This is a genomic window from Rhodococcus sp. NBC_00297 (assembly GCF_036173065.1).
Classification (GTDB): Bacteria; Actinomycetota; Actinomycetes; order Mycobacteriales; family Mycobacteriaceae; genus Rhodococcoides.
Window position 1 is genome coordinate 2972015 of the sequence record NZ_CP108041.1, and the last position, 24813, is coordinate 2996827.

The window sequence follows — 24813 nt, forward strand, 5'->3', positions numbered from 1 at the left end:
AAGCACCGACGTCACGCCCACACGTCCTCGATCGCCGCTGCCGCACGACGCGCTGCGCCGTCCACCTCGGTCCGTGCCCGGATGTCGCCGGTCAGCGCACCGGCACGGTTCAGGATCTCGGGCCACCGGTCCGGATCGGGCCACGACTCGAGCGAGATCGCCAGCCCCGCGGCCCCCAGCGCGCGAGTGGTCGCGAGTTGCTCACCGTGCGGGCGACTCTCGGCCACGATCACCGCGGGCGCACCCGATGCGGCCACGTCGGCCACCGCGTTCTGCCCGCCGTGCGTGACCACCACGCCGGCACCGGTCAGCAGCGGCCACACGTCGTCCACCCAGGGGGTGCCGGGCACGCCGACACCGCGCCAGGTGCGGGTCGGCGTGGCAGCACCCGCTCGGGCGAGGTGGTCCGGGGTGAGAGCTGAGCCCCCTGCGCCCGCGAGCACGACGACGGACGTCGGGTCGCGGTCGGTTCCGGCGCGGGCACGATCGGCGTGGGCACTGATCGAGCCGACGTACACGGTCCTGTCCTCGAACTCGCGCAACCACTCCGGCCGGTACACCGAGGCCGACCACGGAGCGACGATGCGGTCGGCGACGCGATAGGCCAGCTGATGGGGCGCATCGGTGCGCTCGCCCGGCATCGCGAACACGACCACCCGAACACCCATGAGTCGCACGAACAGGGCGACCTCGACGGACACGTCGACGACGACGCATCGGGGGCGATCCTCGTCCACGAACCGCGCGAGGGCGGCCATGCGGTCGGTCATCCCGGGGACCGAGGTGGGCGCCCAGTGGACGACCCCGTGAGCGGTGGGGTCGTCCGGATCGTCACCGCCGTCGGGTGTGTCGAGAGGAAGTGTGATCCACCCCGCGAACGGGTCGATGTCCGACGGCCGGGGCCGCGAGGACAGCACCGTCACCGGCTCGGCGAGCGCCCGTGCGACGGACCGGGCGCGGGTCAGATGCCCCACGCCGTGGTGGTGGACGTAGTACCCGATCATGCAGGGACGGCGGCGGTTCGGCCCGACGTCGTCAGCAACTCGCGGTAGAGGTCGAGATAGCTGTCCACCATCGTCGCGTCCGAACAGATGCGCTCCGCGCGAGCGCGGGCGTGCGCACGGGGGAGGCGCGCAGCATCTCCGATGGCCCCGGCGAGAGCGTCGATGTCGTCGGCGGGCACCATCCGGCCACACGTGTCGTCGAGGATCTCCGGGATGCCGCCGCGACGGAAGGCCGCCACCGGTGTGCCGCACGCGAGTGCTTCGGCGACCACGAGCCCGTACGGCTCGTCCCACTGCGGCGTCACCAGTGCGACGGCGGCTCCGCCGACCAGATCGGCGAGTTCCTTCTGCATCAGGTGACCCTCGTAGGTGACGCCGTCGCCGAGGCGGGGCTCCACCGCCGTCCGGAAGTAGTCGTCGTCGGCTGCCGGTCCGGCGATGCGCAGGTGGTAGCCGGCGCGCCGGGCGGCGTCGATGGCGAGATCGACCCCCTTCTCGGGAACCAACCGGCCCGTCCACACCGCGTACTCGCCCGCCCCGCCGCGATCGCCGGTGCCCTGGCCGAACGGCCACCGGTCGAGCGGGATCCCGTTGGGAACCACGGGGATCGGACCCGCGACGGGTAGCCACTGCTGCGCCGTGTACTCGCTCACCGCGGCGTACCCGGTGTTCGGATTGAGCGGCACCGCGGCCGCCGACTCCAGCCAGGCGAGCGGTGGCGTGTGCAGCGTCGTGAGCATGGGGACCGGCACCATCGAGGACATCGCGATGGGCAGGTAGTGGAGGCTGTGATTGTGGATCACGTCGAACGACTGTGCCAGGGGCCCGGCCAGTTCGAGCATGACCGACAGATAGGCGTGATGCTCGTGCACCACCCACGACGGTCCCATGTGTTCGGTCCGCGCGTGCGGACTCATCTGGAACGTGTGGACGTCGATGACGTCGTGCGCGACGTCGGTCGACGTGCCTTCGGCACCGAAGAGCGTGACGCGATGGCCGCGCTCGGTGAGGGCATGGGCGAGATGCCACACGTGTGCCTCGAGGCCACCCGCGAACGGTTGCGCGATGGGGAAGCGCGACGATCCGAGAAGGGCGATGCGCAGTGGACGTGCGGTGGCGGCGAACGTCATACGAGCACGGCTCCGTCCGCGCGGCCCGAGGCGACGGGAGCGGACAGGGCACGGTAGAGCGCGGCGTGCTCGGCGGCGATCGCGCTCTGCTGATGGCGTCGGTAGTCGGCGAAGTCCGGGCCGGTCGGCTCGGTGCGCAGCGCCTCGCCCACCGCGGCATCGAGCGACGCGGGATCGAAGAGGCCGGGTCCGAACACGAAGGTGGGGCACGGGAACTGATCGGCGAAGTGGCCGATGTCCGGGACGACGGGGACGACGCCGAGGTCGCGGCACGCCTCCATCCAGCCAGAGTGCGTACCGAAGCGGTACGGAAGCACGGACACGTCGATCTCGGACAGGTACTGCCACAGCTCCGCGTCGGTGAACCGACGATGCACCCGCACGTCGACGTCAGGGTGATCACGGAAGGCCAGCAACCGCTCGCCGCGCTCCGGTGCGTACCAGTGGCTCGTGTGGTCGAACACGTCGTCGTCGATGTCGAGACGCACCACGGCGTCGCGTGCCGACGCGGCCGCCACGACCGTCGACATGACCGCCTCGGGATCGAGGTTCGCGCGCAGCGACTTGGCGTGCACGGCGACGACTGCGCGCTCGTGCGCCGTGGTGTCGCGTGCGGCGATGACGTCGAGCGGTGCGACGTGCGGATGCGGGATCACCATCGCCGAGCGGCCCCACAGACGTTCGATCTCCCGAGCGGCGCGGTCGGTCAGCGTGATGACGGCGGCCGCGGCGGGGACGAGGACGTCGAGCTGGGACCGGTGCATGTCGAGCTCGGCGAAGTGTGGATTGTGCAGGTCGTGCACTGTGAGGACGAGGGGGGTCGACGACTCGCGCAGCACGGAGACGACGTCGGCGAGACGGTCCGGTGTGGCGGCGTCGAAGCCGAAGTGCAGGTGCACCACGTCGATGTCGTCGATGTGCGCGCGGAGATAGTCGGGCTCGAGCAGGCGCGGGGGCCACCACTGCCCGGGCGTGGTCGCCTCGAGGGGCCGGGGATCGTCGAGCAGAAGAATGTCGTCGCCCGTGGCGACGACAGCGGCGACGTACGGGTGCGCAGCAGGGATGGATGCGACGGCGATCACGGCTCGGGTCATCCTCTCGGGGGCAGACGCGCGCGCCCGAGGGGTGGGCAGGGCGGCACGGGTGTACGAACAGGGATCGGGCCGCCTTCTGGACCACGACAAAAGTGGAATGCCCCGGGGGGCTCGTCCACAAACGCGGTGTCGTGCAGGTCTCTCACCGCTTCGCCTGCACGCTGTGCGGGTAACCCGACGCCATGCCTCACTCTGCGTCGACCGAGCCGGACGGCCGGACGCGTCACTACGGCGAGTTCTACGGTCTCGACCCGATGCCCGACGATCCACCGCTGTGGATCGTGCTCGGGAACTGCCAGGCCGAGGCCGTGCGAGTGATGCTCGACGAGGTGCCGGACGCGCCGTTCCGGACCGTGCGCATGCCGCCGGTGCACGAACTCGACTCGGCCGACGTGCGGCACCTCGCCGAGCTGGCCGGCCGGGCCTCGGTGTTGCTGGCGCAGCCGGTTCGCGATGACTACCGCGAGCTGCCGATCGGGACGAACCAGGTGGCGTCGATGCTGCCGGAGCACGCCCGGGTCGTGCGGTGGCCGGTCTTCCGGTACAGCGGGCTGTACCCGTTCCAGGTGATCGTGCGGCACCCGAGCGACCCGTCGGCGTCTCCCGCCGGCGCTCCGTACCACGATCTGCGCACGGTGCTCGTGGCCGCAGGCAGAGTGGAATCCGAGCAGTGGCGCGCCGCTCCCGTCGCCCCTGACGCGCTGCGCGCGAACGCCGAGGCGAGCATCGCCGAACTCGCACGACGCGAGCGCCGGGACTGCGACGTCGCGATCTCGGACGTCCTGACCGCGCACGGAGCGGACGCCGCACACACGATCAATCACCCCGGCAATCCCGTGCTGCTCGAGCTGGCCACGCGCATCCTGTCGGCAGCCGGTGTCGACGCTGCGGCGGCGGATCCCGGCCGCGTACTGCTCGATTCGGTGCACACGCCGCTGGAGTCCGCTGTCGTCGACGCGCTCGGCCTCGGCGCCGCGCCCCGGCCGGACTGGGTGATCGGCGGCTCCGTCGTCGATGCCGAGGACATTCACCGTCGCCAACTGCAGTGGTACGCCGAGCATCCCGCGTTCGTGGACGCCGCGCTCACCCGACACGCGGACACGCTCTCGCTGCTGCTACCTGAGGTCGCCTCGTGACGTCGGTCGCGCATCTCGTCATCGGTCCCGAGCGACACGGGGTGGTGCAGTTCGCGCTGCGCATCCGCGACGGCATCACCGACGCCGGTCTCGAGTCGACGCTCCTGCGTCACGAGTCCGCGAGTGACGTCACGTCGATTCCGGACGTCGACGTCGTGCACCTGCACGTGACGGACCGGTTGTTCGGGTCACCGGCGACGGCTGCGGCCGGGGTGGTCGAGGAGCTGGCGCGGCGCATCCACGCATCGGGTTCCGCGTTCGTGGTGACGCTGCACGATCTGCCGCAGCCGTCCGACGGCCGATCCGCGTCCGCGCGCGTCGAGTGCTACCGACGGGTGGTCGCGTGCGTGGACACGGTGATCGTCAGCAGCGAGCACGAACGAGACCTGGTGCGCGAGGCCGGTATCGGTACCCCGTCCGTCGTGATCCCGCTTCCCGTGGCGACGGGGGTCGGCATCCGCATGGACAGCGGCGAGGTGACCGTCGGCGTCCTCGGGTTCCTGTACCCGGGCAAGGGACACGCCGAGGTGCTGGACGCGCTGCCCCCGGGCGCGCACCTGCTGGCACTGGGAACGCCGTCGCCGGGACACGATCATCTGGTCGACGAGCTGACCGAGTCCGCAGCGGCACACGGCACCACCGTGCGTGTCACCGGCTACATCGACGACGCCGACCTTCCGGTCGAACTCGGCCGCGTCACCGTTCCCGTGGCGCATCATCGGCACATGTCCGCGTCCGGGTCGATCAACACCTGGATCGAGCACGGCCGCCGACCGCTGGTGGTGGCCGGCGCGTACACCCGTGAGTTCGCCCGGCGCTCGCCCGGCACCGTGACCCTGTACGAGGAAGACCGTCTCGCCGAGGCGCTGGCCGACGCGGCGGGTGACCCCGAGTCGACGTGGCTGGAGGACGGGGTCGTCGCGCACCCCACGCGCGCGGAGGTCGGCGCCGCGCACGTGCGGGTGTACGCGGAGTCGGCCGTGGTGCACGCGTGATCACCACCGCCGTCCCCACCCCGCTCGGCCACGCGGTGCCCGGAAACAGGTGGGATCTGCTGCGCGACATCGATGCTCCGCGCCCGTCGGTCAGCGTCGTCGTGCCCTATTTCGAACAGCAACGGTCGCTGGATCTGGTTCTCGCGGCGCTCGAGCAGCAGACGTACCGCGCGTTCGAGGTGATCGTCGCGGACGACGGCTCGGCCACGGCGCCGCTCGTCCGCAGTGCACTCGACGTCACGGTGGTCTCGCAGGAGGACCGTGGCTTCCGCGCCGCCGCGGCGCGCAATCTCGGGGCGCGTGCCGCGTCCGGTGACGTGCTCTGTTTCCTCGACGCCGACACGGTTCCCGAGCCCGGGTACCTCCAGGCGCTCGTGCGTCTGCCGTCGCTGGTTCCCGATGCACTCACGGTCGGTCGACGGCGACACGCGGACCTGTCCGCGCTGGGCCGACTTCCGGGGCCGGACGACGAGATCCTCGACGAGCCGCGCTGGTTGATCGACGCGTACCGCGGTTCGCGCGATCTGCTCGATGCCGATCATCGCTCCTATCGCCACGTCATCAGCGCGGTGATGTGTTGCACCGCAGCATTCTTCGAGGAGATCGGCGGCTTCGACGAGTCGTTCGGCGGATACGGCGGAGAGGACTGGGAGCTGGCCAATCGCGCCTACCTCGCCGGCGCCCTGATCGCGCATGTGCCGGACGCCGTCGCCTGGCACGACGGTCCCGACTGGGCCGGCCGACCCGGTGAGCAACGCACCGAGCAGAAGAACACGGAGGCCCTGTCCCTGCTTCCACTCGTCACCGACCCCGCTGCGCGCACCCACGGCGTCCGGTACGCCGTTCCCGACCTCACGGCCGTCGTGCACGCCGACGGACACAGTGCCGCATCGCTGTTGGTGACGGTGGGATCGGTGCTCGCGCAGGGGGACGTCACCGTGTGGGTGGACGGGACGGACGCCGCGGATCTCGTCGCGTCGTGGCGGACCGACGACCCGCGAATCCGCCTCGGTGTCCCCGGCGGCGACGACGTACGGCGCAGCCGCTTCGGGCTCGACCTCGTCGGTCCGGTCGTCCTGGCCCCGGATGCAGCGCGGACGCTGGCGGCGTCAACGCCTCCGCAAGGCCCCGGTCTGGTGCGGTCGACCGTGCCCGGCGGCAGTGTGGAGTGGTGGTCGTGGCGCGCCGTGCGCCGGGCCCGCCGGTGGGCCGACGCACTGGATCGCACCCCGCAGCAGGCCCTCGCCGACCTGTTCGGCATCACGGACGTACCGGCCGACGAGGTCGGCATCGCCGCGGGTCCGCATCAGCCGGACCTGTCGTGGTGAGACCCCCGAACCATTCGAGTCACAGGACACCGGAGGCATCATGACCACCGAGCACGACATCGTCATCATCGGCGGGGGCAACGCGGGCATCAGCGCCGCCGCCCGTTTCCTGAACAAGGGCGTCTCCGACGTGGTGGTCATCGAACCGCAGGAGGTGCACACCTATCGGCCGCTGCTGTCCTACGTCGGCGGCGGGCAGGCGTCCCTCGCGTCCGCGCAGCGCTCCCAGCGCTCGGTGACACCGAAGGGCTGTACCTGGATCCAGGAGCGTGTCGTCTCGGTGGACACCGTGACGCGGACGGTGCGCACCGAGTCGGGCACGGAGGTGCGCTACCGCGACCTCGTCGTGGGATCCGGTCTCGTGCCCGATCACGACGCACTGCCCGGAATCGACGCGGCGCTGGCGTCGTCGTCGGTGGCGAGCAACTACCTCGACGAGGCGACGCGTACCTGGCACCTCGTGCAGACGATGCGTCCCGACGGGCACGCCGTCTTCACGGTTCCTCGTGCGCCGGTGAGCTGCACCGGCACCACCATCAAGCCGCTGTTCCTCGCCGCCGCGCACTGGCGGAAGGTGGGTGCCGCGCCGTCTATGACGCTGGTGGTCGACCGCCCGGATCTCGTGGGAGTGCCGGCGCTCGACGCCCGGCTGCGGAAGTACCTGCGGGAGCTGGATGTCCGAGTGCTTCACCGCACCGCCGTGACGGCGCTCGCGCCGAGCGAGCGATCGATCACGGTGACTGGCGCGGACGGTCGCACCGAGCGGATCGGCTACGACATGCTGCATCTGGTGCCGCCCTACCGCGGACCGCGGTGGGTCGAGGAGACCGGCCTGGCGAGCGCTGATCCCGGCACGCACGCAGTGGTGGACGTGGATCCGCGGACCTTCCGGCACCGCACACACGAGGGCGTGTGGGCCGTGGGCGACGGCGCGTCCATCGACACCGATCCCTCGGGCGGCGGACTACGGCGCCAGGTGTCGATCCTCGTCGACAACGTGCTGGCGCAACGATCGAACGAGACGCTGGGGGAGTACGACGGCTACACCGTGGCGCCGATCCCGGTGGACGCGCGGCGTCTCATCGCGGCCGAGTTCGATCGCACCGGCGAGATCACGTCGTCGTTGCCGTCGTTCCTGGACCCGCTGAAGCCCCGTCGGCTCTCGTGGGCGGGCGACCGGTTCGGCCTGCCGTTCACGTACTGGCACCTGTTGCTGAAGGGCCATCTCTGAGTCAGCTCGTCGGGCGCAGCATTCCGGTGAGGAACAGTTGCGTAGCAGCATCGACGATCTCGTCGGGGGTCGCACCGATGTGGTCCTGCAACCGGGCGGAGACGAGTTCGGAGCAGGCGCCGATGAACATCAACGCCATGAGCCGGTCCTGCGGCGGCGGGAGTGCGCGGTCGGCCCAGAGTTCGTGCGAGCGTTCGACGACCACGTCCGCGACGGCGTCGATGGTCGCCTGACGTCGAGCTCGCAGGGTCGGTGACGCCATCGACTCGACGAACGCGATCCGGCCCTTGCGGGGGTCGGAGAGCATGATCGACACCACGGCGCTCAGAGCGGCCCGCACGCGGTCGGCGACGTCTCCGTCCGTGGACGAGACGGCATGGATCGCAGCGCTTCTCACCTCGTCGGCAACGCTGTCGAGCACGGCGAGCAGCAGGTCCGACTTGGTGCGGAAGCTCTCGTAGAAATACCGCTCGGTGAGCCCGGCGGCCGCGCAGACCGCGGTCATCGTGGTCTTGTCGGTGCCCACCGAGGACATGAGGTCCAGGCCCGCCTCGATCAGTGCGGCCCGGCGGCGGACGGCGCGGTCCGCCGCGTCCACTCCGCCGTAGGTCCTGCTCGCGGGTTCCGCCATGCCGTCAGTCTCGCAGGTCTTGACGAGCGCCTCTCCTGTGACGCACACTACATCTGACAGGACGCCCTGTCAGATACTCAGGAGGCCCCATGGCTCACGCGCTCGCCGCCCCACCGCTCGGCTCCGATCTCCGTCCCGTCATGGGCAGTGCGGGCATCCCCTACGTCGGCCGTTCGATGCAGTACATCCGGGACCCCCTCGCCCTGTGGCGGCAGCAGGAGCGGCGCTACGGGCAGGTCTCGTGGCACACGATGGCGGGCCGGCGCGTGGTGCTGGTGCTCGGCGCCGACGGGTGCGAGGAGATCCTGACCAACCGGGACAAGGCGTTCAGCAACGCACTCGGCTGGCGGCCGCTCATCGGGCCGTTCTTCGACAACGGGCTCATGCTCATGGACCTCGGCGAGCACCGCCACCACCGGCGGCTGCTGCAGCAGGCGTTCACCAAGGACCGTCTCGCGTCCTACGCCGCGGCGATGGAACCGCTGATCGCCCGCACCGTGCAGGAGTGGGACTCGTCGGAGCACTTCGAGATCTATCCCGCCGTGAAGTCGTTGACGCTCGGCCTCGCGACCGAGGTGTTCATGGGCGGGGTGCGCGACGGTGACACCCGGCTGGACGCCGTCAACAAGGCCTTCGTCGACTGTGTTCAGGCGGCGACGTCCATCGTCCGGCTCGACGTGCCCGGTGGTCGGTGGCGCCGGGGTCTGAAGGGTCGACGCTTCCTCGAAGACTTTCTGCGGGACTATCTTCCGGATCGGCGGCGCGGCGACGGCCGAGATCTGTTCTCGGTGCTCGCCCACCTCGAGGACGACGACGGCGAGCGCTTCTCCGACGACGCGATCATCGACCACATGATCTTCCTGCTGATGGCAGCGCACGACACGTCGACCATCACCATCTCCACGATGGTCGATCAGCTCGGCCGACACCCGCAGTGGCAGGAGGAATGTCGCCGGCAGTCGCTGGCCGCGGGCCCCGACGTCTCCGCACCCGAGGCGCGGGCGGGTCTGACGGCACTCGACGCGGTGATGAAGGAATCGCTGCGCATGCTCGCTCCGCTGCCCACCATGGCGCGATGGACGGTGCGGGACACGGTGATCCGCGGCCATCACGTGCCTGCCGACGTGATGGTGGTGGCCACGCCGCACTACACGCATCACGATCCCACCTACTGGTCGGACCCTGAGGTCTTCGACCCCACCCGCTTCGACGGTCGCGCGCTGCCACACAAGTTCGCGTGGCAACCGTTCGGCGGCGGGGTCCACACGTGCCTGGGTCAGTTCTTCTCGGCCATCGAGATCACGATGGTGCTGCACCACCTCCTGCGCCACCACACGTGGTCGGTGCCGGCCGATCGTGCGACACCGATCGACTTCACCTCCCTGCCGTATCCCAAGGACGGGCAGCCCGTGCGGCTGCAGCGCCGCAGCTGACGGTGCCGAGGCCCTGTGTCGCCGCGGCGATGCTGTGTACGAGCAGCACCATGCCCCACGGCCCGGCCACCCAGACGGGCCAGGGGTACAGCATCGATCCCGAGGCGACGCAGGTGATCACGTAGATCACGCTGCACAGCGCGACCACCGACGCCCACCGCAGCCACGCGGCCGCGGGCACGGTCGTCGGATGTCCGGGTGTGGACGGCGCTGGATGCAGATCGGCGGTGACGGCGGCCAGGTCTGCATCGGAGCGGGCCGAGACCACGGCCGCGGAGCGGGTGTCGAACTCGTCCAGGGTCAGGCGCCCGTCTCCCACCGCGGCGGTGAGGAGTGCGAGTGCCTGCTCGTGTGTCTGCGGTGCGGTCATCGAACGCTCGATTCGTCGGGGTGGTCGAGATCGGGGTGGTCGAGATCGGGGGTCGACAGTCCACTGTGGAATGTCCAATCTCAGACTGCACCGTCCACTGTGGACTGTCAAGGTGTGGGACGATGACGCCATGGCCGACACTCGTGGCACCACCGTCAACGCGACGGCGGCCTCTCTGCTGGGATTCCTGCACAACGGGCCCATGTCCGGATGGGACCTCGTCGCCACGGCGCAGGTCTGCATCGGCGGCTTCTGGACGGTCACGCGCTCCCAGGTCTACCGCGAACTCTCCGGCCTCGCCCGCGCCGGACTGGTGGAGGAACTCGAGACGCAGGCGCGTGATCGCAAGCCGTACCGCATCACCGACGCGGGGCGAGCCGAGTTCGCCGCCTGGATCTCGGTGCTCCCCGAGCCGGAGGTCATTCGTCATCCGCTGCTGCTGATGATCTCCTTCGGCGAGCACGTGCCGGCGTCCGTGCTGAGCGAGGCAGTGGCGGCGCACCGGAGCACGCACGAGGAGAACCTGCGCCGGTATCGCGAGCAGAAGGACGCCGCGCTCGACGATCCGTACGCCGCGGCCACCCTCGATTTCGGCATCGCCTACGAGACGATGGTGTTGAGCTGGCTCGACGGCCTGCCCTGGCAGTAGGCGACCGGCCTCCGGCCTGCCCGGGCAGTAGGCGACCGGCCTCCGGGGTTTCTGCTCTCCTCGCGCCCCCTGCGAGCGGGATCCCGCCGACTCAGTCGGCGAGAGGAGCAGAAACGCCACTCACGCCGGCGCGCGCCACCACGCACGCGACCGTGCGCACCGAGTCGTCCACCATGAACCACACCGTCACCGCCGGTGCACCGTCCACGTCGTGCCGACGCCAGCGGAGCGTGACGTGGTCCGGCGCCATGATCGGCGAGAGGTACTCGATGACCGCGCGGTGCGGTCCGCCGGTGATCTCGCCGGACTCCGCGCGGGCGAGCACCTCCTCGACGGCCTGCCAGTAGGCGGCGTTGTTCACGTGGTTGAACGCGTCGACGTCGGTGATGCGCAGCGGGAACGCGAGATCTGTCAGCGAGGACTCCGGCGCCGGATCACGGAGCCACTGCTTCCACTTGAGCCGACTCTCGCCCGCCGTGCGGGTGAGCAGCGCGAGCCCCTCGTCGGAGATGCGCGTCGGCATGCCCGTCGTCGACGAGATGCTGATCCAGAATCCCTCGGTGCGGATGTGCGCGCCCTTGTCGCCGGTGATGTCGACGCGCATGTTCGACCATCGCGTCGACAGACCGGAACACCAGCGCCGCAACGTGATCCGCTCGGGCCAGACCGACGGTCGGTCGATGTCCATGATCGTGCGGCGCACGATCCAGAACGGATCCGTCTCCCCGAGTCCGGAGGCGTCGAGGTTGTCCGACCCGATGTCCTGCAGGTACCGGGCGACGGAGTCGTAGCGCAGCCGGTTCGCGGTGTCGACGTTGCCGGCGCGGATGGGCCACGCGGTCTCGAACCCCTCGCCCGTCGGCGGCTGTGGTGCGAGTTCGTGGCTGGTGACGGGGGAGAGTTCCATGGTGCTCATTTCCGACGTGATGGTCAGGACGTGCGGGCGCAGATCTCGTCGACGGCGTAGCGGTACCCGCGGATGCCGCACCCGGCGATCACCGACACGGCGATCCCCGAGACGAAGCTGTGGTGTCGGAACTCCTCGCGGGCGTGCACGTTCGAGATGTGGATCTCGACGACGGGGATCTCGGGCACGACCAGAGCATCGCGCAGAACGACCGACGTGTGGGTCAGACCGCCCGGGTTGATGACGATTCCCGACGCCGTCCCGCGCGCCTCGTGAATCCAGTCGATCAACGTGCCCTCGTGGTTGGACTGCTCGGCGCGGACAGTGCGTCCGTGGCGTTCCGCGGTCTCGCGGCACAGCGCGACCACGTCGTCGAGCGTTTCGGTGCCGTAGACCTCGGGTTGGCGGGTTCCGAGCATGTTCAGGTTCGGACCGTTGAGCACCAGGATGGGCAGCGGGGAGGCCGGAGGCCGGCCGTCGTCAGGCAGCGTGTCGTGGTGGGCGTGACCGTGGGTCATGGGTGCGGACTCTACCCGGGAGACTGAGCAGCATGCGCGCGTGGATCGTCTGGGGAACAGGTGTCCTCGCCTACATCGTCGGCGTCCTGCATCGCACGTCGTTCGGTGTGTCGGGGCTCGACGCGGCGGATCGGTACGCCGCGAGTCCGTCGGTGCTGTCGTCGTTCGTCGTCCTGCAGGTCGTCGTCTACGCGGCCATGCAGATCCCCGCGGGAGTGCTGCTCGACAGGGTGGGTCCGCGCGCGATGATCGTCACGGGAGCGCTGGTCATGGCGTCGGGGCAGATGATCCTGGCATTCACCGACTCGCTGCCGGTGGCGGTGGCGGCCCGTGCCGTCGTGGGTGTCGGTGATGCGCTGACGTTCATCTCGGTGCTGCGGCTGGTGCCGAAGTGGTTCGCGCCCCGCCGGGTTCCGCTGGTCTCGCAGCTGACGGGCATCTTCGGGCAGGTCGGGCAGGTGCTGTCCGCGGTGCCGTTCCTGACGCTGCTGCACGGCGGGGGGTGGTCCGTCGCCTACGGCGCGGCCGCGGGCAGCGGGGTGGTGGTCGCGCTGGCCGCGTTCCTCGCAGTCTCGAACTCGCCCGATCCCGGACCCGGCAGCGCGCCGCGGGTGACGTTCCGCGAGACGGTGCGCAACATCTCCGTCGTCTGGTCACGGCCCGGTACCCGGCTCGGCTTCTTCTCCCACATGGGGACGCAGTTCTCCATCACCGTGTTCGCGCTGATGTGGGGAGTGCCCTACCTCAGTTCGGCGCAGGGGGTGTCGTCCGCAGTGGTGGGCGCGCTGCTCACCACGTCGGTGGTGTCGGCCATCGTGTCGGGCATCGTCGTCGGCATCCTGACGGGGCGTTATCCCATGCGTCGGTCGTGGATGGTGCTGGCGATCATGGCCAGCAACGCCCTCATGTGGGCGGTGGTGCTCGCTCTTCCGGGACCCGCGCCGACGTGGTTGCTCTTCGTCCTGGTGATCGTCATCTCGGTCGGTGGTCCGGGGTCGGCCATCGGCTTCGACTACGCGCGCACGTTCAACCCGTCGGTCGCGCTCGGCACCGCCCAGGGCATGGTGAACATCGGCGGATTCCTCGCGTCGCTGCTGGTGATGCAGGCCATGGGCGCCATTCTGAACGCGATGGGCGGGTATACCTTCGAGGCGTTCCGTGTCGCGTGGCTCACGCAGTACGCGGTCTGGGCCGTGGCGGCGACGGGTGTGCTGGTGGCCCGCCGCAAGACCCGTCGCGACGCGGGGATCTCGCCCCGGACCTGGCGTGAGGTCAGGGAGCGGATGCGGCCGCAGAGACCGGCACGGGAGCCGTCGGAGCCGTGAAGGCCGACCGCCCGGCGAGGACCCCGAGCAGTGCCAGCAGCATGGTGACGGCCGCGAAGATCAGCACCGCCGTCACCGACAGGGTGTCGACGATGCCGCCGCCCACCAGGGCACCCGTCGCAATGGCCACCTGGAAGGTCACGACGTAGATCGCCGACGCGCGGTCCGCCGCGGCCCCGGCCGGTGCCGAGTGCAGGACGGCGGACTGGATGCACACCGGGATGGTGGTGAAGGCCATGCCCCACAGAGCGATGGCGACGATCGCCAGCACGCCGGATCCGGTGGACAGCGCCAGGACCAGCGCCGCGAGCGCCGTGGTGATGGCGGTCAGGACGACGATCGTCGAGCGCCACGGACCGCGGTCGTACGTGCGACCGATGAGCCAGATGCCGGCGACGCCGGCGAGTCCGTAGACGAACAGCATGGTCGAGAGCACGCTCCCGGATGTGCCGATGCCCTCGCCGACCACGAGCGCGAAGTACGTGTAGCCGGCGAAGTGGCCCAGCGCGGCGAGGAACGTGATGCCGCACAGCAGGACGAGCACCCGGCTGATGCCGGGGCGCGACGTGGCCGTGGTGGCGACCGGAGTCGCGACCGGGAGAGCGGGCAGCAACCGGGTGAGGGCGACGGTGATGGCCAGCGCGACGACGCCGAGCGTCGCCGCGGCGACGCGCCAGTGCGTCCACTGTCCGAGGGCGGCGGTCAGCGGATTGCCCGCGACGAGTGCCAACGACGTCCCGGCGTAGACGAGCGCGATCGCCTTCGCGCGCTTGCCCGGTGCGGCGAGTGACGCCGCGACCGGAGCCACCACGGCCCAGAACACACCGTGGGTGGCCGCGCAGATCAGTCGTGCTCCGACCAGCATCGGATAGCCGACGGACACCGCCGACACGAGTTGCGACACCGCGAGTGCGCCGGCGGTGATGACGACGACCTTGCGACGGTCCCACGACTTCACCGCCGCCATCAGCGGCAACGTGATCACGGCGACCGCGTACGCGTAGAAGGTCAGCAGCAGCCCGATGGCCGATTCGCCGACACCGAGGTCGGCGGACATCTCGGGGAGCAGTCCCACAGGCAGCGTCTCCGCCGTGACGTAGATGAACGCGGTCGCGCCGAGGACGAGCAGAGCGGGCGTGTTCGCGCGCGGAGGTGCCGTGGACATGCTGTGTAACGATACACACGGACGGGGGTGGGCGATAGAGTGGCGATCGATGACCTCGCACACACGCGTCACCATGGCCGACGTCGCGGCGGCGGCCGGCGTCTCGGTCATGAGCGTGTCCTACGCGTACGGGCGGCCGGAGCGGGTCTCGGACGAGACGCGGGCGAAAGTGTTCGACGCCGCCGAGCGACTCGGCTACACCGGCCCGCACCGGGGCGCGCAGTCGCTGCGCAGCGGCCGCAGCAACAACCTCGCCGTGCTTCTGACGGAGAAGCTGACGTACGCGTTCGACGACCCGCAGGCCCGCCGGTTCCTGTCCGGAGTGGCCGACGCGTGCCTCGACACCGACACCGGCCTGGTGATCCTGCCGAACACGCGCGTCGCCCGCGACGTCGACCGGGTGCGCGACGCCGCCGTGGACGGGTACGTCTTCTGGACCACGGTCACCGGGGACCCACTGCTCGACGCGGCCGTCGCCACCGGGCGACCCGTGTGCGTGCAGGGCGGTCCGGAGCACGACGGCACGACGTTGGTCAGCATCGACGACGCCGCCGCGGCCGAGGCGGTCGCCCTGATCGCCCTCGCGGGTGCCGCGCGACCGCTGGTGCTCGCTTTTCCTGCCGACGAGCATCGGGAGCGGCGCCTCGTGCACGGACCGGATCCGGAGACGATCGACTTCCCGGTGACGAGGAACCGTCTGCGGGGCTACCGTGCGGCTGCCGAGGCGCTGGGGCTCGACTGGTCCGCGGTGCCCGTGGCGTTCGGCACCGGCAGCTTCCGCTCGGAGGGGACGCGCGCGATACAGGATCACCTGGACGCGCTGCGGCCGGACACGGTGCTGGCGATGAGTGACGAGGTGGCGCTCGGAGCATTGTCGGTGGTGCGGGACCGCGGCCTGCAGGTGCCGGGCGACCTGGCGATGGTCGGGTGGGACGACACCGAGGAAGCGGCGGGCGCAGGGCTGACGACGGTGGCCCAGTCGCTGTACGAGCAGGGGCGCAGCGCTGCGCGGGCCGTGCTCGCGGGTGAGCCGGTCGCGACACCGGAGTGGCACGTCGTGCGGCGGACCTCGACGAGGTGAGGCGTGCGAGGCGCACACGAACCACCGCCCCGGGGCCGGATGTGCTGATTCGTCACGGCCTGTGTGCAACCGGGGTACGGCGCATCTGACCGTGCAGTAGGTTCGGCCTCATGAGTGGCGCCGATCACACAGACATTTCCCCTACCGACCATCGCGATCCCGAGCTGCAGGACCAGGCCGAGCGGGTCGCCGCCGCTGCCCGGCTGAAGATGAAGGACAAGCGCGAGAACGCGTCCGGTGGACTCAGTGGCCTGGTCGCCTCGCGCGCCGGCGACTGGGACCTCACGGACCAGGACGTCGACAGCATGCGGCGCCAGGAGAAGTTCTGGAACCCGCTCGTCGACAAGTACTTCCGCATGGAGATCGACGGGTGGGAGACCATCCCGCCGCCACCGGTGCTGCTGGTCGGCGTGCATTCGGGTGCACCGTTCGTGTGGGACGCCTGGACGGTGGGGGCGCAGTGGTGGCGACGGTTCGGCCCGTCACGCACGTTGCACGGCACCGCACACGACGCGCTGATGGCCTTCCCCCTCATCGGCACGGTGTTCCGGTCGATGGGTGTCCTGCCCGCTGCTCCCGACTCGATGTCCACGGCACTGGCCGAGGGGCGCGACGTCATCGTGTGGCCCGGAGGTGAGGTCGACTCGCTGCGACCGTGGAGCGAACGTGACGTCGCCACCCTCGGCGGGCGCACCGGCTTCATCAAGCTCGCCATCCGCTGCGGGGTGCCTGTCGTGCCGATCGCCACCGTCGGCGGCGCCGACGCCATGCCCGTGCTGGTCCGCGGTGCCAAGCTCTCGAAGATGCTGGGGCTGGACAAGATCGCACGACTCAAGGTGTTCCCCATCGCCGTGTCGCTGCCGTGGATCATCGCGCCGGCCGCACTTCCGCAGATCCCGCTGCCCGCCAAGATCCGGACCCGCTTCATGCCGCCCGTCGAGGTGGATCACGATCTCGCCCGCGTGGACGACGAGGAGTACGTGGAGGCCAAGTACGAGGAGGTGCGGCGCTCCATCCAGTCCGGCATGGACGCGCTCGCCACCAAGAGGAAGTTCCCGCTCTTCCGCTGATGCCTAAGCTGACGGGGTGAGTCACAGCATCGCGGAGGCGTCCGAGCAGACCGGGCTGACCATCGACACGCTGCGGTACTACGAGCGTGACGGGTTGCTCCTGCGCGCGGTGCCGCGGTCGTCCACCGGACAGCGCCGCTACAGCGACGACGACATCACGTGGATCGTCCTCATCACCCGACTGCGCGCCACCGGGATGTCGATCGCGGAGGTGCGGCACTACGCCGACCTGGTGCGTCAGGGCGAGGGGACGGAGCAGCAGCGGCTCGACGCCCTCCGCGCGCATCGGGAACGGGTGCTGGCGCAGCTCGCCGAGGTGACCGGCCATCTGCGCGCGATCGACCACAAGATCGAGCTCTACGTCGACAGGCTTGACCTGGAGCGCACTCCAGCACGTTGAGTGGGGGCATGACGCTCACCTCACGCACCCTCGGTACGCAGTCCCCTCTCACCGTCTCCGCCCTCGGCCTCGGCTGCATGGGTATGTCCGAGTTCTACGGCGACACCGACCGCGCCTCCGGCATCGCCACCATCCACCGCGCTCTCGAACTCGGTGTGACCTTCCTCGACACGGCCGACATGTACGGCCCGTTCGTCAACGAGGAGCTGGTCGGCGAGGCCATCGCCGGCCGTCGGGACCAGGTGGTGCTCGCCACCAAGTTCGGCAACGAGCGACTCGCCGACGGCACCCGTCTCGGCATCAACGGCACCCCCGAGTACGTCCGCGCGGCCTGCGACGCGTCGTTGTCGCGGCTCGGTGTCGACCACATCGACCTGTACTACCAGCACCGCGTCGACAAGTCGGTCCCCATCGAGGACACGGTCGGCGCGATGGCGGAACTGGTGCAGGCGGGCAAGGTGCGCCATCTCGGGATGTCCGAGGCGTCGGCCGCGACCATCCGTCGGGCGCACGCAGTGCACCCGATCACGGCTGTGCAGACCGAGTACTCCCTGTTCACGCGGGATCTCGAGGAGACTGTGCTCCCGACGCTCCGTGAGCTCGGCATCGGGTTGGTCCCGTACTCGCCGCTCGGTCGCGGGCTGTTGACCGGCGCCATCGCGCACGAGTCGGAGTTGGCGGAGAAGGACTCGCGCCGCACCGCGTACTTCCCGCGGTTCCAGGGCGAGGCGCTCGAGGCGAACCTGACGCTCGTGGCGCGCATCCGTGAGATCGCGGACCGGTTGGGATGCACGCCCGGTCAGCTGGCTCTGGCGTGGGTGCTGGCGCAGGGCGAGGACGTCGCGCCGATCCCCGGAACCAAGCGCGTGCGCTACCTCGAGGAGAACGTGGCAGCGGCGGACGTCGCGGTGACGCAGGAGGTCCTCGACGAACTCGAGGCAGCGGTGCCCGCGTCGGCCGTGGCCGGAGCACGCTACGGAGACATGTCCAGCATCGACGAGTGAGCCCCGAGGCCACCCCCCACCGCGAGTACGTCGACAGTGTCGTGATTCCACTCGCGATCACGACACCACGGACGTACTCGCGGAGAGTGGCTCAGGACTGGTCGAGCCGCACTGCTCGCACGAACGTGTAGAGCAGTGCGGGAACGGCGATGACCAGTGACATGACCGGTGCCCACACGACCAGCGCGCCCAGCGGGGGGACGTCCTCGAACAGCATGTTGTAGCCGATGATGGACGTGACGGCGACACCGGCGATCGCGATGTGAGTGGCCAGCATCCAGCGGTCGAGGAAGACACCGGCGAACAGGCCGAGCACCACGAAGAAGGTGGTCTTCCCGACGGCGTAGGCGGGCGGCATGTCGGCGCTCAGGTTCGCGGCGAGGATGCCCAGGTTGGACAGGACGACGAAGGCGAAGGCGGTGTGCAGCCGCGGCCACGAGGTCACCGTCCACCAGAGAGCGGCGGCGAACGCGAAGGCCGCGCAGCCGATCTGCACGCCCACCGTGAACGTGGTGGTGCCGCCGAAGCCGTACAGGATCTCGAGGGTGGCGCACACGCCCATCGACGCGGTGAAGAAGGCGATGATCCACCGCACGACGCGCTGATCGGTGAACGACGACATGAGGCCGACGATCCACTCGTAGCGAGCCTCGAGTTCGCCGATCGGCTCGTCGTCGTCGTCGTACCGGGGTTCGTCGTACCCGGTCTCGTCGTGCCGCACCGGTTCCGGCGCCGGGTACTCGGCTCGGGGTCCGACGCCCGGACTGAAGGCCGTGGTGAAGGCGCCCGGCGCGCTGTAGGCCTGCCCCGGTCGTCCGTCTCGTGCACTGACCATGTCGGGTCCCGTTCCCTTCGGTGCCCGCATTCGCGGGCGGCCTCGTCCCGCCCGGCGTGTCGCGAGCGTCGTGATGGGTGTCGTGCGGTAAAGCGTCCAACCGCCTGTGGGATTCACCGTAAACCAGGCTTTCGGACCTGCGCTGCGGATGGATGGTGCCACGGATTGTTTTGGAGTTCGTCACAACGTCCAAGAACAAGCAAGCATGCTTGCTTTTTTGGCCCGTGGGTGCGACCGTTCCAGGCATGGCTGCTCTCGAGGTGTTGCTGCAGGACCTGCGTGCGGAGGGCGACGCGCTGGACGCGCTGGTCGCCGATGCCGACGACGCCGCGTGGCGCACGGACACCCCGGCGGCCGGCTGGACGGTGGCGCATCAGATCGCTCACCTGCACTGGACCGACCACGTCGCCGCGCTGACGACGGCCGGCGCCTCCGGTGACGAGGACGCCGAAGCGGCCTTCGACGCGGTGATCGCCGACGCGATGGGCAGTCCGGACTCGTTCGTGGACTCCGCTGCCGACGCACTCGCCGGAGAGCAGGTCAGCACCCTGTTGTCGCGATGGCGGCTCGGCCGAGTGCAACTGCTCGACGTCCTGACACACGTGCCCGACGGCGTGAAGATCCGCTGGTTCGGCCCGCCGATGAGCGCGATGTCGATGGCCACCGCGCGCATCATGGAGACCTGGGCACACGGTCAGGACGTCGCGGACGCCCTCGGCGTGGTTCGCGAACCGACGGCTCGGCTGCGTCACGTCGCGCACATCGGCGTACGCACCCGCGACTTCGCCTACGCGATTCGCGGCCTGACGCCGCCGTCGGCACCGTTCCGCGTCGTGCTCACCGCTCCCGACGGGAGTGAGTGGTCGTGGGGGCCGGAGGACGCGGAGCAGAGTGTCACGGGTTCCGCTCCGGACTTCTGCCTGCTCGTCACGCAGCGCGTGCACCGTGACGACACCGACCTCGTGGCCGTCGGCGACGACGCGGCGACGTGGCTGGGTCTCGCGCAGGCGTTCGCGGGGGCTCCCGGCGGTGGCCGGGACGTGCGGGTGGCGTCGTGACGGAGATGATCAGGGTCGGGAACTGCTCCGGCTTCTACGGTGACCGCGCGTCGGCCATGCGCGAGATGCTCGACGGCGGTGATCTCGACGTCCTCACGGGCGACTACCTGGCCGAGCTGACGATGCTCATTCTCGGACGCGACCGGATGAAGGATCCGACGCGCGGCTACGCCAGGACGTATCTGCGGCAGCTCGAGGAGTGCCTGGGCACTGCACTCGACAAGGGTGTCACCCTGGTCAGCAATGCCGGTGGGTTGGCGCCCGCACGACTGGCGGACGAGATCCGGTCCCTCGCCGACCGTCTCGGTCTGACCGTCTCGGTCGCCCACGTGGAGGGAGACGATCTGCACGACCGCGCCGAGGAACTGGGCCTCGGCTCCCCGCTGACCGCCAATGCCTATCTCGGCGCCTTCGGTGTCGCGGCGTGCCTGGACGCCGGGGCGCAGGTCGTGGTCACCGGACGCGTCACGGATGCGTCGGTGGTGGTGGCCCCGGCGATCTCCCGGTTCGGGTGGACCCGCGATCACCTCGACGAACTCGCGGGCGCCGTCGTCGCCGGTCACATCATCGAATGCGGAACCCAGGCGACCGGCGGGAACTACTCCTTCTTCGGTGAGATCGAGGATCTGCGTCGACCGGGGTTCCCCCTCGCGGAGATCCGGTCGGACGGGTCGTCGGTGATCACCAAGCACGAGAACACCGGCGGCGCCGTGACGGTCGGAACGGTGACGGCGCAGTTGATGTACGAGATCACCGGCCCGCGCTACCTCGGCCCGGACGTCACCGCGCGGCTCGACACGGTGCGGGTCTCGCAGGACGGACCCGACCGCGTGCTGGTCACGGGGGCTCGCGGCGAGGCGCCGCCGCCCACCCTCAAGGTCTCCCGGAACACGCTCGGCGGGTTCCGCAACGAGATGACCTTCGTGCTCACCGGGCTCGACATCGAGGCCAAGGCCAACCTGGTGCGCACCCAGATGACCGAGGCGCTGACGCCGCCGCCGCGCGACGTCGACTGGACTCTGGCGCGCACCGACCACCCTGACGCCGACACCGAGGAGGCCGCCAGTGCGGTGCTCCGTGTCGTCGTCCGCGACGCTGATCCGCAGCGTGTGGGTCGCGTGTTCAGCGCTGCCGCAGTGGAACTCGCGCTGGCGAGCTACCCCGGTTTCTGTGTGACGACGCCTCCGGGTCAGGGGTCGCCCTACGGCGTCTTCGAGGCCGGGTTCGTCGATCAGGCGGTGCCGCGGCACGTGGCGGTTCTCGCGGACGGCACGCGCGTCGACGTCGCACCGCCCACCGTCACCAGGGCTGTCGAGGCGGACCCGTCCGACGCGCCCGCAGGCCGCCTGCCGGCCGAACCGACACGCACGCTGCCGCTCGGCACGGTGGCGGCGGCGCGCAGCGGTGACAAGGGCGGCAACGCCAACGTCGGGGTCTGGGTGCGCGGCGACGCCGCGTGGGCCTGGCTCCGGTCGACTCTCACCACCGAGCTGGTGACGACGCTGCTCCCGGAGACGGCGGGCCTGCGCGTGCACCGGTACGAGTTCCCGCACCTGCGGGCCGTGAACATCGTCGTCGACGGGATTCTCGGAGAGGGCGTCGCATCCGGCGCTCGCTTCGATCCCCAGGCCAAGGGCCTGGGGGAGTGGCTGCGATCGCGGCACGTCCCGATACCCGAATCAGTACTCGCAGAAAGTGGACTCGCATGAGCACCTGGGGTGGCCCCGACCGAGCGCAACTCCGTAAGACGGTCCGGGGGTTCGTCGACCGCGAGGTGCTGCCGCACCTCACCGAGTGGGAGCGTGACGGCGAGATTCCCCGCAGTCTGCACCGCGCGGCGGCCGAGATCGGTCTGCTCGGGGCGCCGTTCCCCGAGGCGGTCGGCGGGGGCGGCGGCTCGCTGGTCGACGCCACGGTCATCTGCGAGGAGATGCACGAGGCGGGTGCGTCCGGCGGCCTGTTCGCGTCCTTGTTCACCTGTGGGATCGCGTTGCCGCACATGGTCGCTGCGGGCAACCCCGACCACCTCGAGAAGTGGGTCCGGCCCACGCTCGACGGCGAGCTGATCGGGTCGCTGGCCATCACCGAGCCCGGCGGCGGATCCGACGTGGGGCACCTGCGCACCCGAGCGGTGCGCGACGGGGACCACTTCGTCGTCAACGGCGCCAAGACCTACATCACCTCGGGGTGCCGGGCCGACTTCGTGGTCACCGCCGTCCGCACCGGTGGAGACGGCGCGGCCGGCGTCTCTCTGCTCGTCGTCGAGCGCGGCACACCGGGATTCGAGGTGTCCCGCAAGCTCGACAAGATGGGGTGGCGGGCCTCCGACACCGCCGAACTGTCGTACACCGACGTGCGCGTGCCCGTGGAGAACCTGGTGGGCCCGGAGAACTCCGGGTTCGCCCAGATCGCGCAGGCCTTCGTCTCCGAACGCGCTGCGCTGGCCGCGCAGGCCTACTCCTCGGCGCAGCGGTGCCTCGATCTGACGGTGGCGTGGACGCGGGACCGCTCGACGTTCGGCAAGCCGCTCATCGCCCGCCAGGCGGTGCAGAACACGCTCAGCGAGATGCACCGCAAGATCGACGTGGCCCGCACGTACACGCACGCACTGATCGATCGCCACGTCGAGGACGGCGACGACTGCATCGCCGAGGTGTGCTTCGCGAAGAACACCGCGGTCGAGGCCGGCGAATGGGTCGCCTCGCAGGCGGTACAGCTGTTCGGTGGACTCGGCTACATGGCCGAGAGCGAGGTCGAGCGTCAGTACCGCGACATGCGCATCATCGGCATCGGCGGCGGCACCACCGAGATCCTCACCTCGCTGGCCGCGAAGCGACTGGGGTACACCGCATGACGACTCTGACCTCCCGACTCGACAGCTCCGGTGACGCGTACGTCTCGGCCGCCGACACCATGATCGCCAAGCTCGCCGAGGTGGAGACCGAACACGCCAAGGCACTGGGCGGCGGGGGCGAGAAGTACGTCGCACGGCACCGCAGCCGCGGCAAGATGACCCCGCGCGAGCGCATCGAGATGCTCGTCGACCCGGATTCGCCGTTCCTCGAGCTGTGCCCGCTCGCGGCCTGGGGCACGGACTTCCCGGTCGGCGCCAGCGTGGTCGTCGGCATCGGTGTCGTCAGCGGCGTCGAGTGCCTGATCGTCGCCAACGACCCCACCGTGCGGGGCGGCACGAGCAATCCGTGGACCCTGCGGAAGACGCTGCGAGCGAACGACATCGCGATGCAGAACCGGCTGCCGGTCATCTCACTGGTCGAGTCCGGCGGTGCCGACCTCCCCACGCAGAAGGAGGTGTTCATCCCAGGTGGCCGCATCTTCCGTGATCTGACGCGCCTCTCCGCGGCCGGCATCCCCACCATCGCCCTCGTGTTCGGCAACTCCACCGCCGGCGGCGCCTACATCCCCGGCATGTCCGATCACGTCGTCATGATCGAGGAGCGGTCCAAGGTGTTCCTCGCCGGACCGCCGCTGGTGAAGATGGCCACCGGCGAGGAGACCGACGACGAATCGCTCGGCGGCGCCCGCATGCACGCCCGGACCTCCGGTCTCGCAGACCATCTCGCGGTGGACGAGAAGGACGCCATCCGCATCGGCCGCGGCATCGTGAAGCGGCTCAACTGGCACAAGAAGGGTCCGGCGCCGCGCACCGAGGTGCTCCCGCCCCGGTACGACGAGGAGGAACTGCTCGGTATCGTGCCGGCCGACCTCAAGATCCCGTTCGACCCCCGCGACGTCATCGCGCGCATCGTCGACGACAGCGACTTCGACGAGTTCAAGCCGCTCTACGGCTCGTCTCTGGTCACCGGATGGGCGGAACTGCACGGGTATCCGGTCGGCATCCTCGCCAACGCCCGCGGCGTCCTCTTCAGTGAGGAGTCGCAGAAGGCGACGCAGTTCATCCAACTGGCGAACCGTTCGAACACGCCACTGCTGTTCCTGCACAACACCACCGGCTACATGGTGGGCAAGGAGTACGAGGAGGGCGGGATGATCAAGCACGGGTCGATGATGATCAACGCCGTCTCGAACTCCACCGTCCCGCACATCTCGGTGCTGCTCGGTGCGTCGTACGGCGCCGGGCACTACGGCATGTGCGGTCGCGCCTTCGACCCGCGCTTCCTCTTCGCCTGGCCCAGCGCCAAGTCCGCGGTCATGGGCGGTGCCCAACTCGCGGGCGTCATCTCGATCGTCTCCCGCGCCTCCGCCGAGGCCCGCGGACAGGCGTTCGACGAGGAGGCCGACGCGGGTCTGCGCGCGATGATCGAGCAGCAGATCGAGGCCGAGTCGGTTCCCATGTTCCTCTCCGGACGCCTGTACGACGACGGCGTGATCGACCCCCGAGACACCCGCACGGTGGTGGGGATGTGCCTGTCGGCCATCGCCTCCGCCCCGATCGAGGGCACCGCCAACTTCGGTGTCTTCCGGATGTGA

The 24813-nt window shown here is 70.0% G+C and carries 24 protein-coding genes; 15 read left to right on the top strand and 9 right to left on the bottom strand.

The window, feature by feature from the left end:
* Window positions 1-11 precede the first annotated feature (11 nt).
* The 3 genes from OG947_RS14300 to OG947_RS14310 are packed head-to-tail and all read right to left on the bottom strand — an operon-like array spanning window position 12 to window position 3216.
* Entirely contained in the window at window positions 12-1004 is a 993-nt protein-coding gene (locus OG947_RS14300) for a hypothetical protein (protein WP_328812120.1), read from the bottom strand.
* Window positions 1001-2134, bottom strand: a complete 1134-nt coding sequence (locus OG947_RS14305) for a glycosyltransferase (protein WP_328812121.1) — start codon at window positions 2132-2134, stop codon at window positions 1001-1003. Before OG947_RS14305 ends, OG947_RS14300 begins: the two co-directional genes overlap by 4 nt.
* Window positions 2131-3216, bottom strand: a complete 1086-nt coding sequence (locus OG947_RS14310; protein WP_328812122.1) for a hypothetical protein — start codon at window positions 3214-3216, stop codon at window positions 2131-2133. The genes OG947_RS14305 and OG947_RS14310 overlap by 4 nt, the downstream gene beginning before the upstream one ends.
* A 194-nt stretch (window positions 3217-3410) precedes the next feature.
* Between OG947_RS14310 and OG947_RS14315 the strand changes: the two genes are divergently transcribed.
* Genes OG947_RS14315 through OG947_RS14330 form a run of 4 tightly spaced genes read left to right on the top strand, consistent with a single transcriptional unit; the run spans window position 3411 to window position 7918 of the window.
* Window positions 3411-4364 carry a WcbI family polysaccharide biosynthesis putative acetyltransferase gene (locus OG947_RS14315; RefSeq protein ID WP_328812123.1) on the top strand — a complete coding sequence of 318 codons (954 nt, stop codon included), beginning with the start codon at window positions 3411-3413 and terminating at the stop codon, window positions 4362-4364.
* On the top strand, window positions 4361-5359 hold the full coding sequence (locus OG947_RS14320) for a glycosyltransferase (RefSeq protein WP_328812124.1): 999 nt from the start codon (window positions 4361-4363) through the stop codon (window positions 5357-5359). Before OG947_RS14315 ends, OG947_RS14320 begins: the two co-directional genes overlap by 4 nt.
* Window positions 5356-6687 (top strand): glycosyltransferase family 2 protein, encoded by a 1332-nt coding sequence (locus OG947_RS14325; RefSeq protein ID WP_328812125.1) that lies wholly within the window; start codon window positions 5356-5358, stop codon window positions 6685-6687. Before OG947_RS14320 ends, OG947_RS14325 begins: the two co-directional genes overlap by 4 nt.
* A 40-nt stretch (window positions 6688-6727) precedes the next feature.
* On the top strand, window positions 6728-7918 hold the full coding sequence (locus OG947_RS14330) for an NAD(P)/FAD-dependent oxidoreductase (RefSeq protein WP_328812126.1): 1191 nt from the start codon (window positions 6728-6730) through the stop codon (window positions 7916-7918).
* Window position 7919: 1 nt separating this feature from the next.
* Here OG947_RS14330 and OG947_RS14335 read toward each other — a convergent pair whose 3' ends face one another.
* Window positions 7920-8549, bottom strand: coding sequence for a TetR/AcrR family transcriptional regulator (locus tag OG947_RS14335; protein WP_027504593.1), 630 nt, complete (start codon window positions 8547-8549; stop codon window positions 7920-7922).
* Between the two features lie 89 nt (window positions 8550-8638).
* On the opposite strand from OG947_RS14335, the gene OG947_RS14340 reads away from it, so the two are divergent.
* On the top strand, window positions 8639-9982 hold the full coding sequence (locus OG947_RS14340; protein ID WP_222631775.1) for a cytochrome P450: 1344 nt from the start codon (window positions 8639-8641) through the stop codon (window positions 9980-9982).
* Here the strand turns inward: OG947_RS14340 and OG947_RS14345 are convergent.
* On the bottom strand, window positions 9924-10352 hold the full coding sequence (locus OG947_RS14345; RefSeq protein ID WP_222645497.1) for a DUF1707 SHOCT-like domain-containing protein: 429 nt from the start codon (window positions 10350-10352) through the stop codon (window positions 9924-9926). The two genes, OG947_RS14340 and OG947_RS14345, sit on opposite strands and share 59 nt — an antisense overlap.
* Before the next feature lie 130 nt (window positions 10353-10482).
* On the opposite strand from OG947_RS14345, the gene OG947_RS14350 reads away from it, so the two are divergent.
* On the top strand, window positions 10483-11001 hold the full coding sequence (locus OG947_RS14350) for a PadR family transcriptional regulator (protein ID WP_156380457.1): 519 nt from the start codon (window positions 10483-10485) through the stop codon (window positions 10999-11001).
* Window positions 11002-11092: 91 nt separating this feature from the next.
* Here OG947_RS14350 and OG947_RS14355 read toward each other — a convergent pair whose 3' ends face one another.
* Together OG947_RS14355 and aroQ are read right to left on the bottom strand one after the other, a co-directional pair.
* The gene (locus OG947_RS14355) at window positions 11093-11917 is read right to left on the bottom strand and encodes an acyl-[acyl-carrier-protein] thioesterase (protein ID WP_442973064.1); all 825 of its coding nucleotides are present in this window, start codon (window positions 11915-11917) and stop codon (window positions 11093-11095) included.
* Between the two features lie 14 nt (window positions 11918-11931).
* Window positions 11932-12426, bottom strand: coding sequence for a type II 3-dehydroquinate dehydratase (gene aroQ / locus OG947_RS14360; protein WP_222649752.1), 495 nt, complete (start codon window positions 12424-12426; stop codon window positions 11932-11934).
* A gap of 32 nt (window positions 12427-12458) precedes the next feature.
* On the opposite strand from aroQ, the gene OG947_RS14365 reads away from it, so the two are divergent.
* Window positions 12459-13751, top strand: a complete 1293-nt coding sequence (locus OG947_RS14365; protein ID WP_328812127.1) for an MFS transporter — start codon at window positions 12459-12461, stop codon at window positions 13749-13751.
* On the opposite strand, the gene OG947_RS14370 is transcribed toward OG947_RS14365, so the two are convergent.
* Complete coding sequence (locus OG947_RS14370; protein WP_328812128.1) at window positions 13699-14916, bottom strand: MFS transporter; 1218 nt, start codon at window positions 14914-14916, stop codon at window positions 13699-13701. The two genes, OG947_RS14365 and OG947_RS14370, sit on opposite strands and share 53 nt — an antisense overlap.
* A 49-nt stretch (window positions 14917-14965) precedes the next feature.
* On the opposite strand from OG947_RS14370, the gene OG947_RS14375 reads away from it, so the two are divergent.
* The 4 genes from OG947_RS14375 (at window position 14966) to OG947_RS14390 (ending at window position 18471) form a co-directional block, all read left to right on the top strand.
* A complete protein-coding gene (locus OG947_RS14375) occupies window positions 14966-15997 on the top strand; it encodes a LacI family DNA-binding transcriptional regulator (RefSeq protein ID WP_328812129.1) in 1032 nt (343 codons plus the stop codon).
* A gap of 110 nt (window positions 15998-16107) precedes the next feature.
* Window positions 16108-17067 carry a lysophospholipid acyltransferase family protein gene (locus OG947_RS14380; protein ID WP_328812130.1) on the top strand — a complete coding sequence of 320 codons (960 nt, stop codon included), beginning with the start codon at window positions 16108-16110 and terminating at the stop codon, window positions 17065-17067.
* A 16-nt stretch (window positions 17068-17083) separates the two neighbouring features.
* Window positions 17084-17467 (top strand): MerR family transcriptional regulator, encoded by a 384-nt coding sequence (locus tag OG947_RS14385; protein WP_037184717.1) that lies wholly within the window; start codon window positions 17084-17086, stop codon window positions 17465-17467.
* A gap of 8 nt (window positions 17468-17475) precedes the next feature.
* The gene (locus OG947_RS14390) at window positions 17476-18471 is read left to right on the top strand and encodes an aldo/keto reductase (protein ID WP_328812131.1); all 996 of its coding nucleotides are present in this window, start codon (window positions 17476-17478) and stop codon (window positions 18469-18471) included.
* Window positions 18472-18562: 91 nt separating this feature from the next.
* Here the strand turns inward: OG947_RS14390 and OG947_RS14395 are convergent, their stop codons facing one another.
* Window positions 18563-19306 (bottom strand): giguanylate cyclase, encoded by a 744-nt coding sequence (locus tag OG947_RS14395; protein ID WP_328812132.1) that lies wholly within the window; start codon window positions 19304-19306, stop codon window positions 18563-18565.
* A gap of 245 nt (window positions 19307-19551) precedes the next feature.
* Here OG947_RS14395 and OG947_RS14400 point away from each other — a divergent pair, with 245 nt between their 5' ends.
* Genes OG947_RS14400 through OG947_RS14415 form a run of 4 tightly spaced genes read left to right on the top strand, consistent with a single transcriptional unit; the run spans window position 19552 to window position 24813 of the window.
* A complete protein-coding gene (locus OG947_RS14400) occupies window positions 19552-20364 on the top strand; it encodes a TIGR03084 family metal-binding protein (RefSeq protein WP_222645501.1) in 813 nt (270 codons plus the stop codon).
* A gap of 5 nt (window positions 20365-20369) precedes the next feature.
* Entirely contained in the window at window positions 20370-22073 is a 1704-nt protein-coding gene (locus OG947_RS14405; RefSeq protein WP_328814032.1) for an acyclic terpene utilization AtuA family protein, read from the top strand.
* Window positions 22070-23218, top strand: a complete 1149-nt coding sequence (locus OG947_RS14410) for an acyl-CoA dehydrogenase family protein (protein ID WP_027504606.1) — start codon at window positions 22070-22072, stop codon at window positions 23216-23218. Before OG947_RS14405 ends, OG947_RS14410 begins: the two co-directional genes overlap by 4 nt.
* Complete coding sequence (locus OG947_RS14415; protein ID WP_328812134.1) at window positions 23215-24813, top strand: acyl-CoA carboxylase subunit beta; 1599 nt, start codon at window positions 23215-23217, stop codon at window positions 24811-24813. The genes OG947_RS14410 and OG947_RS14415 overlap by 4 nt, the downstream gene beginning before the upstream one ends.